Origin of the sequence: Methylobacterium hispanicum (assembly GCF_022179285.1) — a bacterium.
In the GTDB taxonomy this organism is placed as follows: Bacteria; Pseudomonadota; Alphaproteobacteria; order Rhizobiales; family Beijerinckiaceae; genus Methylobacterium; species Methylobacterium hispanicum.
This window is the reverse complement of the sequence record NZ_BPQO01000027.1, coordinates 64634-80576: the sequence shown is the minus strand read 5'-3', so window position 1 is coordinate 80576 and position 15943 is coordinate 64634. Positions and strand designations below refer to the sequence as shown.

General features: G+C 73.7%; 19 protein-coding genes. 3 read left to right on the top strand and 16 right to left on the bottom strand.

What is annotated here, in order from left to right; all coding sequences use genetic code 11:
• The first annotated feature begins 63 nt into the window (after positions 1 to 63).
• From MFF56_RS24925 to MFF56_RS24915, 3 genes are read left to right on the top strand one after another with little or no spacing between them, the layout of a single operon-like run.
• Positions 64 to 2184 carry an FHA domain-containing protein gene (locus MFF56_RS24925; protein WP_238231509.1) on the top strand — a complete coding sequence of 707 codons (2121 nt, stop codon included), beginning with the start codon at positions 64 to 66 and terminating at the stop codon, positions 2182 to 2184.
• Positions 2181 to 2747 carry a hypothetical protein gene (locus MFF56_RS24920; protein ID WP_238231507.1) on the top strand — a complete coding sequence of 189 codons (567 nt, stop codon included), beginning with the start codon at positions 2181 to 2183 and terminating at the stop codon, positions 2745 to 2747. The genes MFF56_RS24925 and MFF56_RS24920 overlap by 4 nt, the downstream gene beginning before the upstream one ends.
• On the top strand, positions 2723 to 3232 hold the full coding sequence (locus MFF56_RS24915) for a helix-turn-helix domain-containing protein (protein ID WP_238231505.1): 510 nt from the start codon (positions 2723 to 2725) through the stop codon (positions 3230 to 3232). The genes MFF56_RS24920 and MFF56_RS24915 overlap by 25 nt, the downstream gene beginning before the upstream one ends.
• Before the next feature lie 45 nt (positions 3233 to 3277).
• Here the strand turns inward: MFF56_RS24915 and MFF56_RS24910 are convergent, their stop codons facing one another.
• From MFF56_RS24910 to MFF56_RS24835, 16 genes are all read right to left on the bottom strand, one after another.
• Entirely contained in the window at positions 3278 to 4681 is a 1404-nt protein-coding gene (locus tag MFF56_RS24910) for a hypothetical protein (protein WP_066922366.1), read from the bottom strand.
• Positions 4682 to 4714: 33 nt separating this feature from the next.
• Positions 4715 to 5170, bottom strand: a complete 456-nt coding sequence (locus MFF56_RS24905) for a type III secretion system chaperone (RefSeq protein ID WP_066922368.1) — start codon at positions 5168 to 5170, stop codon at positions 4715 to 4717.
• Between the two features lie 71 nt (positions 5171 to 5241).
• Positions 5242 to 6363 (bottom strand): type III secretion system export apparatus subunit SctU, encoded by a 1122-nt coding sequence (gene sctU / locus MFF56_RS24900; RefSeq protein WP_066922370.1) that lies wholly within the window; start codon positions 6361 to 6363, stop codon positions 5242 to 5244.
• On the bottom strand, positions 6360 to 7187 hold the full coding sequence (gene sctT, locus MFF56_RS24895; RefSeq protein WP_197430582.1) for a type III secretion system export apparatus subunit SctT: 828 nt from the start codon (positions 7185 to 7187) through the stop codon (positions 6360 to 6362). Before sctT ends, sctU begins: the two co-directional genes overlap by 4 nt.
• Before the next feature lie 20 nt (positions 7188 to 7207).
• The gene (gene sctS / locus MFF56_RS24890) at positions 7208 to 7498 is read right to left on the bottom strand and encodes a type III secretion system export apparatus subunit SctS (protein ID WP_066922374.1); all 291 of its coding nucleotides are present in this window, start codon (positions 7496 to 7498) and stop codon (positions 7208 to 7210) included.
• 9 nt (positions 7499 to 7507) lie between these two features.
• Positions 7508 to 8149 carry a type III secretion system export apparatus subunit SctR gene (gene sctR, locus MFF56_RS24885; protein ID WP_066922376.1) on the bottom strand — a complete coding sequence of 214 codons (642 nt, stop codon included), beginning with the start codon at positions 8147 to 8149 and terminating at the stop codon, positions 7508 to 7510.
• A 12-nt stretch (positions 8150 to 8161) separates the two neighbouring features.
• Complete coding sequence (locus tag MFF56_RS24880) at positions 8162 to 9265, bottom strand: FliM/FliN family flagellar motor switch protein (protein WP_066922379.1); 1104 nt, start codon at positions 9263 to 9265, stop codon at positions 8162 to 8164.
• Positions 9262 to 10053, bottom strand: a complete 792-nt coding sequence (locus MFF56_RS24875; protein WP_238231503.1) for a hypothetical protein — start codon at positions 10051 to 10053, stop codon at positions 9262 to 9264. The genes MFF56_RS24880 and MFF56_RS24875 overlap by 4 nt, the downstream gene beginning before the upstream one ends.
• The gene (sctO, locus tag MFF56_RS24870; RefSeq protein WP_197430461.1) at positions 10050 to 10526 is read right to left on the bottom strand and encodes a type III secretion system stalk subunit SctO; all 477 of its coding nucleotides are present in this window, start codon (positions 10524 to 10526) and stop codon (positions 10050 to 10052) included. Before sctO ends, MFF56_RS24875 begins: the two co-directional genes overlap by 4 nt.
• Positions 10527 to 10534: 8 nt before the next feature.
• Positions 10535 to 11860 (bottom strand): type III secretion system ATPase SctN, encoded by a 1326-nt coding sequence (sctN, locus tag MFF56_RS24865; RefSeq protein WP_444543609.1) that lies wholly within the window; start codon positions 11858 to 11860, stop codon positions 10535 to 10537.
• Between the two features lie 56 nt (positions 11861 to 11916).
• Positions 11917 to 12573, bottom strand: coding sequence for a type III secretion system stator protein SctL (sctL, locus tag MFF56_RS24860; RefSeq protein WP_066919450.1), 657 nt, complete (start codon positions 12571 to 12573; stop codon positions 11917 to 11919).
• Positions 12552 to 13316, bottom strand: coding sequence for a hypothetical protein (locus tag MFF56_RS24855; protein WP_238231501.1), 765 nt, complete (start codon positions 13314 to 13316; stop codon positions 12552 to 12554). Before MFF56_RS24855 ends, sctL begins: the two co-directional genes overlap by 22 nt.
• On the bottom strand, positions 13313 to 14137 hold the full coding sequence (gene sctJ / locus MFF56_RS24850; protein WP_066927997.1) for a type III secretion system inner membrane ring lipoprotein SctJ: 825 nt from the start codon (positions 14135 to 14137) through the stop codon (positions 13313 to 13315). Before sctJ ends, MFF56_RS24855 begins: the two co-directional genes overlap by 4 nt.
• Positions 14138 to 14153: 16 nt before the next feature.
• Positions 14154 to 14660, bottom strand: a complete 507-nt coding sequence (sctI, locus tag MFF56_RS24845; protein WP_066927995.1) for a type III secretion system inner rod subunit SctI — start codon at positions 14658 to 14660, stop codon at positions 14154 to 14156.
• Between the two features lie 196 nt (positions 14661 to 14856).
• On the bottom strand, positions 14857 to 15231 hold the full coding sequence (locus tag MFF56_RS24840; protein ID WP_066927993.1) for a tetratricopeptide repeat protein: 375 nt from the start codon (positions 15229 to 15231) through the stop codon (positions 14857 to 14859).
• A gap of 50 nt (positions 15232 to 15281) precedes the next feature.
• A complete protein-coding gene (locus tag MFF56_RS24835) occupies positions 15282 to 15842 on the bottom strand; it encodes a hypothetical protein (RefSeq protein ID WP_066927991.1) in 561 nt (186 codons plus the stop codon).
• Between the last annotated feature and the right edge of the window lie 101 nt (positions 15843 to 15943).

The following is a 15943-nucleotide window of genomic DNA, read 5'->3' as shown; positions in this document are numbered from 1 at the left end:
GCGCTAATCCTGCGCCCACAGAATTGATCCCGCGCCCTTCCGCGCCGCACGAGAGCTTAAGCCGTGGCCGAAGTCGCCTCCGACAGCGTCATTCTCAAGATCCTCGTCGGCATGCAGGCCGGCGTCGAGGTCGCCCTCGTGCCCGGCGAGTACGTCCTCGGCACGGGGCCGGAGGACGACATCCAGCTCATCGACGTCAGCATCCGGCCCGGCCATGCCCGGCTCCGGGTCTCGGGGGGCAAGATCGCCCTGGCGGGGGCCGCGGGCGCGCTGCGGACCGCCGCCGGCCTGCAGATCGAGTCCGGGAGTGGCTTCCAGGAGATCGAGCCCCTCGACGTCGTCACCGCCGGGACGACGCGCTTCGCCCTCGGGCATCCGACCTCGCAATGGGCCACCGTGCTGGAGGACGATGCCGCCCCCACGGCCGGTCGGCCGGCTGCGCCGCTGTCCGGGGGGCGGCTTCGGGCGCTCGCGATGCCGCTGGCCGCCCTCGCCCTGCTCGTCGGCTTCGCGCTCTGGCTGCTGATGGGGGGCGGCCTGACCCGGATCGCCGGTACGGCCGATGCGGGGCGCGACGACCTCGTCCTGACGCGGGCGGCCCTCGACCAGTTTCCGTTCGGCCGCGCGATCGCGGCGCGCCAGGAGGTGGACGGGGCGGTCTACGTCTCGGGCTACGTCGATACCCCCGTGGAGCGCCGCGCCCTCGTCGGCGCCGTCGAGAAGACCGGTATCCCCGCCCGGATCCGCCTCTGGGTGCTGCAGACCATCCGGGCCGAGATCGAGAGCCTGATCGCCGCCCAGAAGCTTCCGGTCGGGTTCCAGCTCTCGGAGGACGGCACCCTCGTCCTCGACGGGCTGATCCTGAACGAGGGCCGGGCCGCGCGCTTCGTCGATCTGGTGAAGGACCGCGTCGTGGGCCTGGCCGCCGTCCAGTCGCGGATCCGGACGGCGCAGAGCCTGCTCGGGGAGGTCGAGCGCCTGGCACAGGCGGCGCAGATCCAGCCCTACGTGTTGCTGCGCGTGGTGGACGACCTGATCGAGGCGACGGGCGCGATCCCGGCCGAGAAGGTCGATGCCTTCGTGGGATTCCTGCAGAGCTATGCCCGCCGCTTCGCCCGCGAGATCCCGCTGCGCTCCTTCGTGCAGCTGCAGGGCGCCGGGACGCCGGGGGCCGAGCGGGCGATCCTCGTCGGCGGCACGGCCAGCGGCGGCGAGGTCGCGCTCGATCCCGATCAGCTCGCCCAGGGGATCTACCGGCCGGGCGAGATCCTGCCGGGGGCCGGCAACCGGGGCGGGGTGGGCCCGCTCCGCCCCGGGGGGCGCCCGCAGACCGTGCTGGCGGATGCCGCGGGGGAAGGCGGCATGGCCGGCCGGAACGGTACGAGCGGCACGAGCGGCACGAGCGGCGCGAACGGGCGCGACGGGCAGGGGGCGAGCGAGGCTGCCGGAACGGCCGGCTCCGCGGCGACGCGCGCGGGCGAGGCGGAGGGCTCCGCGGCCCGTCCGGCCGCCGACGGGGTCGGCGACCGGACGCGCGACCTGTTCCGGCGCTGGCGGGAGGACCGTCTCGGCGGCGATTCGAAATCCCGCGCCCTGAAGGAGGCCCTCGACGGCCTGCGCGCCAGCGACCCGGCGGCCAAGCCCGGCGCCGCGCCGCCCGGCTGGTACCTGCCGGTCCTCGCCGAGGACGGGGCGGCGGAGGGCGATCCCTGCTGGGCCGACACGCGGCTGCGCCCGCGCGACGTCGTGGCGGCCCTGGTCTGGCTCGACCTTCTCAGCACGAACGAGGCCGTCTCCCTGACCGATCAGGAGCGACCGCTGCAGCTCCAGCTGCTGGAGGTCGCCCTGAACCCGGCCCGCGCCGCCGCCTGCGCCCGGCGGGCGCCCGAGGGCGAGCGCGCGGCCGCGCGCTCGGTCTACCTGCGGGAGATCGGCCGCAACCCCGCCTTCGTCCGCTTCATCACCCGCGACCTGCCGCCCTTCGGGCTGGACCTGACCGGCGCGAGCCTCGTGCCGGCCCGCTACGTCCTCACCCGCGGCGGGCGCAAGCTCCACGAGGGCGCGGCGCCCGACCAGACCAGCCGCGTCGCCTCGATCGGCGAGCTCGGCGTCGCCCTCCAGCTCAAGGCCGGCCTCACCGCCGTGGTGTTCGATCCGGACCTGAGCTGGAAGATCATGCCGTGACGCAGGCGTCCGGCCCGGAACAGGATCTGCCCGTGCTGCGCTACAGCACGGCCGGCCAGCCCCGGGACCAGGCCGTCGAAACCTGGCGCGCGCTGATGCGGCTGATGTACGGCATCGAGCCGGCCGCGCGCGACGCCCAGGGCCGCGCGCCGGGGGGCGGGATCGCCGTCCACCGCGTGGGCATGCTCCTGGCGAACCGCACCGTCTGGCACGGGCAGCACGTCGCACGCGACCGCCGCCTCGCCGACCCGACCCCCGACCACATCGCGTTCCAGTTCTGCCGGAGCGGCAGCTACCACGGCGACATCGCGGGGAGTACCGCCTCGCTCCTGCCCGGCACCGTCGTGGTGGCCAACCGCCGCCGCATGCTCGCCGGCCGCCTCGCTGCCGACACGATCGGGCTTGTGGTGCCGCGCCACCTCGTCGCGGGCTCGACACCGACGCCCTCGCGATCCGGTTCGACCCGGCCCGAAACCGGCTGCTCGGTGCGCGCCTCGAGCTCCTGCATCGCACCCTGCCGCGCGCGCGGCCCGCGGACGTGCCAGCCCTCGAAGCCGAGCTGATCGGCTTCGTGCGGCACCTGCTCGACCCCTCGCGGGCGGTCGACGTACTGGAGGGTCCGGCACTCGATGCCGGCCAGTTCGCCCGGGCCGAGCGCCTCGTCCTCGCTCGGCTCGACGACCGGGACCTCGCGCCGGAGGACATCGCGGCCGCGCTCGGGATCTCCCGCGCCACGCTCTACCGCCTGTTCGCGCCGCTCGGCGGGGTGATGGCCTACGTGCAGGAGCAGCGCTTCCTCGCCCTGCGCGACGCGCTCGCCGACCCGCTGGAGCGGCGCAGCCTGACGCGCCTGGCCGGGGCCCACGGCATCGGCAGCTCGGCCCATCTCAGCCGGGGCTTTCGCGCCCGCTACGGCGCGGCGCCGCGAGACTGGGCCGCGGCACGGCGGGCGGAGGCCGTCGCCCGGCAGGGGGAGGTGCTGGGTCCGGCCCGGACGTGGTGGCGGGGCTTCCGGGCCCCGTGCGGGGACGCCGCCGTCAGGACCTGAGGGCGGCCCGGGCCCGCGATCGGGTCCCGGCCTCGAGCGCCGGCCTCAGCTCATCCATTCCGCCTGCGCGAGGTTCTCCTCGTATTCCCGGCGCAGGTCGTCGCGCCGCGCCTGCTCGACGGCGGCGTTGTGCGGGGCGATGTTGCGGGCGAAGCTGTCGATCTTGCTCTGCCCCGCGTCCCGCGCCCGCCCGACGACGGCCGGATCGGCCCCCTCCGCCACGGCCCGGGCGAAGGTCTGGAAGGTCTCGCCCCAGTCGCGGCCGAGCTCGCCCGCGAGGTCGCGCACCTCCGGCGCGAACTTCTCGGGCAGCCCGCGCCCGTTGATCAGGCTCTGGATCGCCGCCCCCATCTCGAGGCGGTTGCGCACGGGCGTCGCGTGCGCGAACGCGGTGAGCGCATCGCCGGAGAGACCCTCCGGGGGCTTCATCACGGTGAGTTCCGGGTTGATGCTGCGCAGGGCGAGCATGTCCCGCGCCGCGTGCGCGCGCATCCCGGCCTTCTGCTCGGGCGTGGCGCCGCTGTCGTCGATCGCCGCGAACATCACGCCGAGCTGGTTCCTCATGTCCTGCGGCACCCGGTCTGCCGCCGTGCGGATCGAGGCGGCGTCTCCGGGAGCTCCCATCAGCTCGGTGAGCACGGCCTTCAGCTCGGCGACCGCCTGCCGGGCGATCTCGCCGCGCGAACGCGTCTCCGTCGCCATCTCGGTGTAGTGCTGGCTGCTGTCGGTCCTGTAGCCGCTCTCGCTCAAGGGCAGCGGCGGCTTGCCCTCGAGACGGGCCGACACGGCGCCCGCGACCGCCGCCGAATAGTCCCGGGCCAGCGCCTGCGAGCTCTGCGAGGCGGGGTTGGCGTTGCGGATGAAGGAGCCGAGCTTGTCGTCGCTCATGCCCTCGGCGCTGGCCTTCACCTGCGCGTAGGTGCAGGCGTGCATCTGTGCGACGCTCGCCGTGCGCGGGTCGAAGGACTCGCCGCCGAACGTCTCGATGCCGAGATTCGTGAAGAGCGCGTCGAGTTCCACCGGGAGCCGGGGCGCCGCCCGCGCCGGCTGCGCCGTCGCCCCGGCTCCGGCCGCCTGCGGCGCGCCATGGGCCGCCCGCGGCCCGCTCGGGGCCGCCTGCGGCCCGCGGTCGGCGAACAGGGCCGCCGCCTCGCGGCCGAGCGTCTTCAAACCCGACACCAGGCCGTGCGCGGCCTTGCCGGCGAGGTCGAAGAGCTTGTCGCCCGCGACCGTGAGGCTCCCCTTGAGCGACGCGAAGGCGCTTGCGGCCGACAGGCCGAGGCTCTGCATCACGCCCCTGGCCGTCTCGGCGAAGCCCGCGCTCGCCCGGGGCCGGGGATCGTCCGCGAGGCTCACCGTGTGAAGCCAGCCGTGGGCCTGGGAATAAACCGGGGCCGTCGAGGCGGCGCCGATCTGCGGGGCGTGTTGTCCACCGACACCGTTCAGCATGGGGCTCTCCCGTTCTGCGTGGCGGATCCTGCGTCAGATCCGGATCATCAGGTCGCCGGCCGGCGCCGCGGCCTCGGCCTCGCGCGGTCCGCGGATCAGCGCGGCGGCGTCCTCCGAGCGCAGGAAGGCCACGTATTTCATGAAGCCGAGCAGGGTGGCCTCGAGCTGCGCCGCGTCGAGCGGCCCGACCTCGACCCGCTGGCCGTAGCAGACGACGCGGTCGCGCGGATCGAGCATCAGCCGTCCCGGCCCCGTCGCCTCGCCGAGATAGTTGGCCGTCATGAGGCGCACGAGGACGTCGCGGTCGAGGTCCTGCCCGAGCCCGGGCAGTTCGGTATAGAGTTCGAAGCTCCCCGCATCGATCTTGGCGATCGCGACCCGGATCGTCTTGTCGAAGATGAGTTCGACCTGTCCGTCGCCGTCGAGCGCCAGCCGCGGCAGCCCGGCCAGAACGCGGATCGCTTCGAGGGCCTCGTCAACGCTCTGCATCGTGTTCTCCCTGGTCCAGGGAGTTAAGCGGATTCGCCGGGCCGGGCCTGTGCCGAACGGGACAGCCTCCGTCAGCCCGCCCCCGGCGGCCTGTGGTCGCCGGCTTCCATGTCGATCACGCCGTGGGGAAGGCGGCCCGCGTAGAGCCGGTCCCGGTTGCGCGCCACCCAGGCCAGCACCTCGGCCACCGCGTCGAACAGGTCGTCGGGGATGGTCTCGCCCACCGCGGTGTCGGCGTAGAGCCGGCGGGCGAGCGGCGCGTTGCGGAAGACCGGCACGCCCGCCCCCTCGGCCTCCGCGCGCAGGTGGACCGCCTGCAGGTTGCGGCCCTTGGCGGTGACGAGGGGCACGGGCGCGTCCGTCTCGTCGTAGCGCAGCACCACGGCGAAATGGGTCGGGTTCACCACCACCGCGGTGCCCTTGCGGGCGGCCGAGCCGCCCTCGCTCATCACCAGCTCCTGGGCGAGCTGCTTGCGCTTGCCCTTGATGTGGGGGTCGCCCTCGCTCTCCTTGTACTCGCGCTTCACCTCGTCCTTCGACATCATCAGGCTCTTGATGTGGCTGCGCTTCTGGTAGGTGAAGTCGGCGAGCGCCACGATCAGGAAGGCGAGGCCCGAGTACATCAGGGTCTGGAAGAGCACCGCCTGCGTCAGGTTGATCTGGCAGGGCATGCCGCAGCCGATCGAGACCGCGAAGGGCCCGAGCGCTCCGCGCAGCACGTACCAGAGCAGGATCGACAGGATCACGATCTTCAGGATGGATTTCAGCGTCTCGACGATTTGCTTCATCGAGAACACGCGCTTGAAGCCCGCCGCCGGGCTGATCTTCTCCAGCTTCGGCGCCAGCGATTCGAAGGCGAAGAGCACGCCGAACTGCAGCACGTTCGTCGCGATGCCGGCCACGATCGTCACGCCGACGATCGGCGCCAGGATCTTCACGCATTCCATGCCAACGATGGAGAGGCCGTTGGCGGCGCTGACCCGGAACTCGCCGAGCGCGAGCTGGGCCACCACGTCGAACAGGGCGGCGAGCCGCCGGACGATGTCGCCCCAGGCGAGCCAGACATAGGCGATCACCGCCATCAGGGAGCCGGCCGAGACCACCTCCTGGCTGCGGGCGACCTGGCCCTTCTCCCGGGCGTCGCGCTCCTTCTTCGGGGTCGGGAGCTCGGTCTTCTCGCCGCCCTCGCTCACGGCGCCGCCCCCGGGCCGGCACCGAAGCGCAGCAGCGTGTAGAGCGAATCGAGGTAGCCCTGGACCAGCACGGTCTGGCTCGCGGCGTGGGGCAGGAGCGTCGAGAAGTAGAAGATCAGCACGAACATCGCGAGCGCGCTCTTGATCGGCATCGCCAGCACGAAGACCTGGATCTGCGGCGCGAAGCGGCTGACCATGGCGAGCGCGAACTCGGCCAGGAACATGATGGCGACGATCGGCCCGGCCAGGATCAGCACGTAGCGCACCGCGTGGTCGAACACCCCGAGCATCAGGGCGGGGAAGCGCTCGGAGATGATCGGCAGCGCGCGCGTGGCCGGCCAGATCGCGAAGGAGCGGTAGAGGAGGCCGATCACCGGCAGCACCGCGCCCGCCACGTAGACGTAGGTGAGGAAGACCTGGCTGAAGGCGATGCCGAGCGTCGAGGTCTCCTGGCCCTGGAGCGGGTCGATCGAGGAGGCCATCGAGGAGCCGCGCTGGTTGTCGATCAGCGCGCCCGCCGCCTGCACGGCCCAGAAGATCCAGCCGACGAGGTAGCCGAGCAGGAAGCCGATCGCGACCTCCTTGGCGAGGTAGACCGCGTAGGTGGTCACCTGCCGGTCGAAGGCGTCCACATGGGCGAGGTTGATGCCGGCGGGCAGGATCGACAGGGCGAGGACCACCGCGACCCGCGCCACCCGCGGCACGGCGGTGGAGACCAGCAGCCCCGAGGCCGCCATGAAGGCGTAGACCCGCGGCAGGGTGAGGATGAGCGCGATCACCTCCCGGTCGAACAGCCGGAAGAAGAACAGCAGGGTCTCGCGCACCTCCATTCAGAGAGGCCTGCTCACCGCCGCGGCTCCTTGGCCACGTGGGTGTATTTTGGGAAGTTGTCGAACAGCTTCAGCGTGTAGGTGAACATCTCGTTGCCGAGGAAGCCCGCCATCGCGGCGATCGTCACCGCCACGGCGACGAGTTTGATCGCGAAGGACAGGGTCTGCTCCTGCACCTGGGTCAGCGCCTGGAGCAGGCTGACCGCGATGCCGACCACCGAGGCCACCACGATCGGCGGCATCGAGAGCAGCATCACCAGCATCATCGCCTCGGTGATCTGGTGGACGGCGTCGGCGGGGGTCATCGGGGCCCCTCAGACATAGGTCTTCACGAGGCCGAGGATCAGCCGGGACCAGCCGTCCACCATCACGAACAGGAACAGCTTGAAGGGCAGCGAGATGGTGAGCGGGCTCACCATCATCATGCCCATGGCGAGCAGGATGTTCGAGACGATGAGGTCGATGGCGATGAAGGGCAGGTAGAGCAGGAAGCCGATCTCGAAGGCCTCGCGCAGCTGGCTCACCGTGAAGGCCGGCAGCACCACCGCGATGCTGTCCGGACCCAGCCGGTCGGCGAGGTCCGGCGGCCAGAGCGAGCGGGCGGCCTCCAGGAAGAACAGCTTCTCGCGCTCGGCCGCGTGCCGGTTGAGGAAGCCCGCCAGCGGCTCGCGGCCCGCCTCGTAGGCGGCCTTCAGCCCCTCGACGCTCGTGTAGGTGAACTGCCCGGCGGACAGGATGTCGTAGGTCTGCACGATGACCGGCGTCATGATGTAGCCGGTGAGGATGATGGCGAGCGCGTTGAGCGCCATGTTCGGCGGAATTTGCTGCACGCCGAGCGCGTTGCGCACCAGCAGGAACACCACCGAGAGCTTGATGAACGAGGTCGCCACCACGGCCAGGAACGGCACGAAGGCGGCGGCGCCCAGCACGAAGATGAGGTTGAGCGGATCGACCACGGGCCCGGCCCCTCAACCCAGGGCGAGGCGCACGAGGCGCACCGCGAAGCGGTCGTCGATCCGCACCAGCTCGCCCGCGCCGACCGCGCGGCCGTTCACCCTGAGCACCACCTCCAGCCCGTCCCGCGGGATCTCGGGGTCGAGGGCGACGAGGCTGCCGACCTGCCAGGTCTCGATCTCGGCGAGCGGCACCGTGACGCTGCCGATGTCGAGGTCGAGGGCCACATCCAGGCCCGCGTCGAGGTCGGCACCCCGCGGCTCGGCGGTCGGGACAAGGGTGCTGGACGACGTGCTGGACGACATGCTGGACGACATGCTGGTGGGGCCTTCCTGACGGGTCTCGTCCGGACGATCGGGGAGGGCGGCGGCCGCGGTGACGGCGGAGCAGGTCCAGCCGCCGCCCGCCTCCCGGAAGTGGAACAGGGCCGGGCCGAGGCGCAGCCGCGCGCTCCCCGGGCCGATGCCCGCATCGAGCACCACGACGCTGCCGGGGGCCAGCGCCCGCAGATCGCCGAGCGGCAGGACGAGGCGCCCGAGCGTGACGGCGGCGGTGCGGGTGAGGATCTGCCGGATGCCCGGCCAGACCGGCCGGGGCCCGAGCGGGCCGAAGATCCGCGCCAGCGTGTCGAGGCTCGCCGCGATGTCGAGCGCGACCGGCGCCGGGGCGAGGCCGTGCAGGGCCACGCGGAACCAGCGCAGATCTTCGGCCCGCTCCGCCGGGACGAGGTCGCCGAGCGGACCGGCCGCCCGGGTGGTGAGCGCGCCGAGATCATGGTCGGGCATCACCGAGGCGAAGGCCGCGACGAGGCCCGCGAGCAGCGCCTCGCGGAGCGCGTCGGGAAGGAGGGGCAGGTCGGCGACGTCGAGGTCGGCCCCGAAGGCCGCCATGAACGGGAAGGCGACCGGGCGCAGCACGAGCGGCAGATCCGGCCCGAGACGCAGGTCGAGGCAGAGGGCGTCCACCGGCGGCGCCTCGGCCAGCTCCACCACGGCCGCGGCTTGGCCGCGCAGCGGCAGCGGCACGCCGGTCCGGCCGGCGAGCGCGTTCCAGACGCCGATCGCGTCGGCCGGTACCCCGCGCAAGGTCGGGGGCGTCCAGGGATGGGCCGCGCTCACGGGTCGGCGCGCCCGAGCAGGCGGCCGATCGCCGCGAGCGCGTCGCCGGCCCGTGGTTCGGCCGCCTCGGTCCGCTCCAGCACGCGCACGCCCCGGCCACCGAACCGGCCCCGCAGCCGGTGGGCGAGGTCCCGGGCCGCCTCCGCGAGGTCGGCGGGGGCGAGGCCCGCCGCGCGCACCAGCGTCACGTCGAGACCCGTCGGCGTCAGCGCTACCGTGACGGCGGCGAGACCCGGCACCAGCCCGTCGAGGGGCACGCGCAGCGAGAGCGTCTGCCCGGCGCCGGCCGAGAGTTCCGCGCGGATGGCCGCCTCCAGCCGCTCGGAGAGGCGCGCCACGAGGTCGGCGGTGCCGGGGCCGGCCGTGAGCGCCTCGCGCGCCGGGGCCGCCGCGGCAGGGGGGGCTGCGCCGAACAGGGCCGCCACCGGCTCGGGCTCGACGCCGGCCAGCAGGCGCGGCTCGTCCTCGCGGCGGTGCTCCCGCCCGTCGCCGCGCTCCTCGCCCTGGCCGGGGTCCCGCCCCGGGTCCCGCCCAGTGTCGCCCATCGCGTCGCCCATCGCGTCGCGCATGCGCTCGCCGAAGGCCAGCGAGCGGCCGAACCCCTCGCCGGTGCCGGACCGGTCCTCGCGGCCGAGGCTGTCGCGGCCGAGTCCGTCGCGCAGCGCGCGCTCGCGGGAATCGCGCGGGTGGAACGGGTCGCGCCGCGGGTCCTGACGGGTATCGCCCGGGTAGCCCGCCGGTTTCTCCGCGGTCGAAGGCGGGTGCGGCGGCTGGTTCGTGCGGATCATGGCCGCTCTCCCGGACCCGGCCGGCGCCGGCCGAACAGCTCCTCGACCTCGCCTTCCTCGCGCGCCTCCGCCTCCTCGGCGGCGCGCGCGGCCAGATCGTCGCGCAGGATCGTGTACTTGTCGCGCACCCGCGTCGCCGCCCGGTGGCCCTCGGCCGCCGCCTCGCACTCGCCGGTCAGGCGGTGCAGGGTGTAGGCGGCGCGCTCGGCCGAATCGGTGAGGCGGGCATGGCCCTTCTCCAGGGCGACCACGGCGCCGCGGGTGTCGTCGAGGGCGCCGAGATCGACCACCCGGCCGAGAATGCCTTCGTAGATCGCGTCCTCGCGCGAGCCCAGGGTCGCGGCGCTCGCGCTCACCGCCTGCCGGGCCTCGTCCAGCACCGCCTCGCCCTCGGCGACCTGCCGGCGCTTCACCTGGAGGGCGCGCAGAGCCTGTTCCTCCTTGAGGGTCTTCAGGCGCAGCAGGATGCTCATCTGGCCGATCATCGGGTCAGCGCCCTCAGCTTCTGCTGGGTGATCTCGAAGCTGTCGAACTCGTCCGTGCGCTGCTGCAGGAAGGCGTTGATCGGCTTGTACTTGGCGATGGCGAGGTCGGAATCGGGATCGTTGCCGCGCTTGTACTCGCCGACCTTCACGAGCAGTTCGACATCCGCGTAGGCCGCGAGCCAGGCATTGACCCGGCCGGCCATCGCCCGGTGCTCGGGCGTGGTGACGGCGCCCATCACGCGGCTCTTCGAGGCCAGGATGTCGATCGCCGGGTAATGGTTGGCCGCGGCGAGCTTGCGCGAGAGCACGATGTGCCCGTCGAGGATCGAGCGGGTCTCGTCGGCCACGGGCTCGTTCATGTCGTCGCCCTCGACCAGCACCGTGTAGAGCGCGGTGATCGAGCCCCGGTCGTTCATGCCGACGCGCTCCATCAGCTTCGGCAGGTTGGCGAAGACGGAGGGCGGGAAGCCGCGCCGGGTCGGCGGCTCGCCGGCCGCCAGCCCGATCTCGCGCTGGGCGCGCGCGAAGCGCGTCACAGAATCCATCAGGAAGAGCACGCGCTGGCCCTGATCGCGAAAGTACTCGGCGATTGCCGTGGCCACGAAGGCGGCCTTGGCGCGCTCCATCGAGCTGCGGTCCGAGGTGGCGCAGACGATGATGGCGCGCGCCATCCCCTCGGGGCCAAGATCGTGCTCGATGAACTCGCGCACCTCGCGCCCGCGCTCGCCGATCAGCGCCAGCACGGTGACGTCGACGTCGGCGCCCTTCACCAGCATCGACAGCAGGGTCGACTTGCCCCCGCCGGCCGCCGCGAAGATGCCCATGCGCTGGCCCTCGCCGCAGGTGAGGATGCCGTCGAGCGCCCGCACGCCGAGCGAGAGTGGGGTATCGATCACCCGGCGGCGCATCGGGTCCGGCGGGTCCTGGTAGACGGGGTAGTGCGTCTCGGGCTCGAAGGGCAGGTCCCGGCCGTCGATGAAGGCGCCCATGCCGTCGATGACCCGGCCGAGCAGGCCCGGGCCCACCGCCACCGCCTGGACGCGGCCGGTGCGGCGCACCTCCGTGCGGGGCGAGACACCCTGCGTCTCGCCGATCGGCGCGAGCAGCGCCTCCTCGTCGAGGAAACCGACGCACTCGGCGAACAGGCGCAGGCCAGTCTGCCGGGTGATCAGCTCGACGATCTCGCCGACCTGCACGTCCGGCACGCTGGCGTGGATGATGGTGCCGACGACCTTCCGGACCCGGCCGGTGACCGCGTAGGGATCGAAGGCGGCCGCGCGGGTGGCGACCTCGGGCAGGACGCGGCCGAGCCGCGCTCGGATGCGCTCGGCGCGCTCGCGCGCGACCGCCGCGCCGTCGGGCGGGGGGAGGGGGCGGTTCACGCCGCCGCCCCGGCCGGGTCGGCCGAGCTATCGGAATGTCCTGCGGCGGCGCCCCGCACGATCGCCTCCAGCGCGTCGAGCCCGGCATCGACCGCGGTCTCGACCCGGCCGATGCTCGATTCGAGCACGATCTGCGGGGGCATGAGCGCCGGATCCTCGACCACGTCGACGAACTCGACCTCGGGGAAATCCGCCACGATGCCGGCGATCCGGTCGCGCATGGCGGCGTAGTGGGCGGGCGCGACGCGCAGCTCGGCCCGGCGCTCGCGGCGCATCTGGCGCAGCGCGCCCCGCACGGCCGCGACCGTGCGGGCCTCGTCGTCGAAGCTGTCGACGAGGCGGCGCACGCACGCCATGACGATGCGGGCCATCTCGGCCTCGGCCGCCTTCAGGCCGGCATCGAGCTGGACGCCCTCGCGCAGCAGCCGCTCGACCGATTCGAGTTCCGCCCGGGCGAGGCCGTCGGCGTAGCCCTGCGCGCTGCGGCGCGCGTATTCCTGCTCGGCCTCGGCCACGATCGCGGCGGCGCGCGCCTCGGCGTCGCGCAGCAGGGCGGTCGCGGCCGGAACCGGCTCGAACGCCTCCGGGGGCAGCACCTGCAGGCCCGGCGCGAGGCGGTAGCCGAGTTCGCTCAGGCGATAATAGGCGACCACGCGTCCATCCTCCGCCGCAGGAGTCTCACGACGTGCTCGCAGGCCCCCGGCCCGAGCGGGGGCGGTCCGGTCAGAATCCCTGGCTCGGCGCCGAGCCGCAGGGCGACGAGCCGGCCGAGCGCCGGCTCGGCCGCCGCGGCGAAGCGGCCGAGCGTCCCGAGCCCGAGGGCGACGACGGCGCCCCGCGTCGCGTCCGGGCTTCCCGCCGCGAGGCAGGCCGCCTGCGCGGCGGGCTCGGCTGCCTCGGCGAGGCCCGCGTGCAGCAGCGCGGCCTCCTGGGTGGCGACCCGGAAGGCGGCGGGGCCGAGCGCGGCCTGCAGGCGCTCGCGGTCGGCCTTCAGCACCAGGGCGAGGATGCGCCGGTGCAGGATGGCGCCGGCCAGCAGCCGCGCGGCCTCGTGCAGAACGGGCAACGGCTGCACCACGAGGAGCGCGACGAGCCGGGTCGCCGCGGCCTCGCGCAGGCGCCGGATCAGGCCCGCGTCGATCCCCGCGGCTTCCGGCGCCAGAGCGCGCGAAGCCGCCCGCTGGACCGGAACCCCGAAGGCCGGATGGGCGGCGAGGGCCGTGAGCGCGTCCGGCTCCAGCGGCGGCAGCGGGCAGGCACCGGGCGCGAAATGGCCGATCGGCCGCACCAGCCGCGCCGCGATCTGCGCCGCGAGGCCGAGCGCCCGAACCTCGGCCGCGGGATCGGCCGCGGGATCGCCAATGGGGGTGGCGTCGAGCGCGGCGGCTGGGATCACGACGGCTCGACCAGCGGCACCGGCAGGGCCTCCGACCCGCGGCGCGGCCCGGCGCGCTTGCGCAGCCAGAATACGGCGCCCGCGGCAAGGCCGGCCAGGAGCAGGCCGATCAGCCCGAGGCCGCCGTAGAAGATCTGCCAGAAGCGGGCGGTGTCGGTGTCGCGCACGCTGAGGCCCGGCAGCACCTCGACGGTCGCGCTCTGCGGCACCGTGATGGCGGACTTGGTCGGCGCGGCCTCGGAGAGCACGACGGTGACGGCGGCGTAGTCGAGCCCCTCGATCGAGCTGCTGACGAGGCGGCGGATCTGTGGGACGAAGAAGTCGAGATCGACGCCGGGCTGGTACTTGATGAAGACCGCGGCCGAGGAGGGCTTCACCGCCTGGCCCAGCTGGGGCGTGTCCGGCAGGACGATGTGGACGCGGGCGGTCACGACGCCGTCCACCTGGCTCAGGGTCTGCGCCACCTCCTCGCCGAGCGCGTAGATGTAGCGCACGCGCTCTTCGAAGGGCGAGGACATGATGCCCGACTTCTGGAACACTTTGCCGATCGATTCGCGGGTACTTTTCGGGAAGCCGCGGTCGCTGAGCAGAGCGATCGAGCGCAGCATGTCGCGCTCGTCCACGCTCACCGTGAACCCGTCCTTGCCCTTGGCGACCTTCTGGGCCGGGATGCCGTTCGACATCAGCACGGCCAGCATCTGGTTGGCCTCGATCTCGCTCAGGTTCGAGTAGAGCTCGGCTTGGCAGCCGGCGAGCAGCAGCCCGAGGCCGAGGGCGAGACCGCGCAGGCTCCGGCGGGCGAGGATCCGTCGAACGGGCATGGTGCGGCCGGGACGCTCACTGACCCTTCATCAGGGTGTCGAGGGACTGCGTGCTCTTGCCGGTGAGCTTCGACGAGACGTCGACCAGCAGGGTGTACTGCGCGACCTCCATCTGCATGGCGAGCAGCGCGTTGGTGTCGACGGTCTTGGAGGCCATGATCTCGCCGACGCGGGCGTGCCGGGCGTCGAAGGCGCCGCGCAGCTTCTGCAGGCCGCCCAGGATGGTGTCGCCGTCCGTGGGGCGGGCCGCGCCGTCGAGTTCCAGGCTGCGCCGGACCCGGTCGCGCGCACCCGGGGCATTCTCGAAGCCCACCGGTTGAACTGTCTGAACCGGTGCGACCGGCTGGGCGGCCGTCGCGGGCGCGGTAGCCGCGGGCGCGTCGAGGGTCGGCCGGTCGGCAGATTTCCGGGTCATCGCGTCCTGGAAGGCGGCGCGCTGCACGCCGCCCGCCTCGCGCAACCCCTCGCCGAGCGCGGCGCTGCCCGATCCGACGCCGAGATTGGGCAAGCTCAACGCGGGCATCTGATCTCAATCTCCGACCGCCACCGAGTGGTACCATCGCAGGACAGTACCAAGAAAGTGTTGAACTGCGCAGATCGCAGCTTCTCGACCCCGCTCGGTGGATCAGCGATGTGCCGAACGGGACTTTCAGTCTTTCCCGGGATTGCTCCGGGACGCCGCCGCGCCCGTCCTGTTGCGGCCCGGCCGAACCGGCGGCTCACGCCAGCGCTGCCAGGAGATCCTGCGCCATCGCGGCGGGAGGCGTGCCGGGGGCGCTCTGCGCGACCTCGGCGAGGATCGCGCGGGCCTCGGCGCGGTCCCCGGTGCGCGAGACCGCAAGGCCGAGGAACGCCCGCGCCGCATCGGAGGGCGGCAGGGCGCGCAGGATGCCGACGGCCTCGTCCACCGCGCCCCCGTGCAGGCGGGCGAGGGCGCGTCCGATGCCGGCCGCCTCCGACCCCGGCCGCGCGGCCTCGACGCCCGCGAAGATCGTCTCGGCCGGCGCGAGCAGCCCGCGCGACAGGGCCGAGAAGCCGATCTCGACGAGGAGGCGGACGTCGTCGGCTTCGAGGAGCGCGGCGGGTTCGGACATGGCGCGGTCTCCGCTCGGGCCAAAGGTCAGGCCAGGTGTCAGGCCAGGTGTCAGGCTAGGTGCATGAGGAGGAGCGCGCGCTGCGCCAGGCGCAGGTCCTCCCCGAAGGCGGGGTCGCGCCGCGCCAGCCGCGCGGCGGTGGCGAGATGGCCCTGCGCGGCGCGGCGGTTGCCCAGTTCCAGTTCGCACAGGCCCGCGACGCAGCTGGCCCGCGGGTGGTTCGGTGCCAGCCTGCGGCTCTCGCGGGCGAGGATCAGCGCCTCGTCGCAACAGCCCAGGCGCGCCGCGCAGACCGCCAGGCCGAGCACCGCTTCGGCGCGGCTGTCGGGCTCGGCGGCGAGCGGCGCGAGCAGGGTCAGGGCCTCGGAGAGGCGGCCCTCGGCCACGGCCTGCGCCGCCCGGGCGTAGGGCACCCCTTCCCCGGGCGGGCCGGCCGCGGGCGTGCCGTGCTGGGCGAGCAGCCGCTCGACCGCGCCCGCGACGGCCTCCGCCGCGGCGGCGTCCTGGGCGGCCCCCAGGATGAGGGCGACGGTCTCGTGCCGGGCGGCCGCCGCACCGGTCTCCGCCGCCCGGCCGAGCCCGCTCTCGGGCAGCGTCAGCACGTCGCGCACGCGTTCGCCTCCCTCGCGCTCCGGAGGGGGACGCCCGGCCGGCACGGCAACGATCGGTGGGCCGGCGCGCTCCGCGCAGGTCCGGCTCCCGTCTTAGGCGC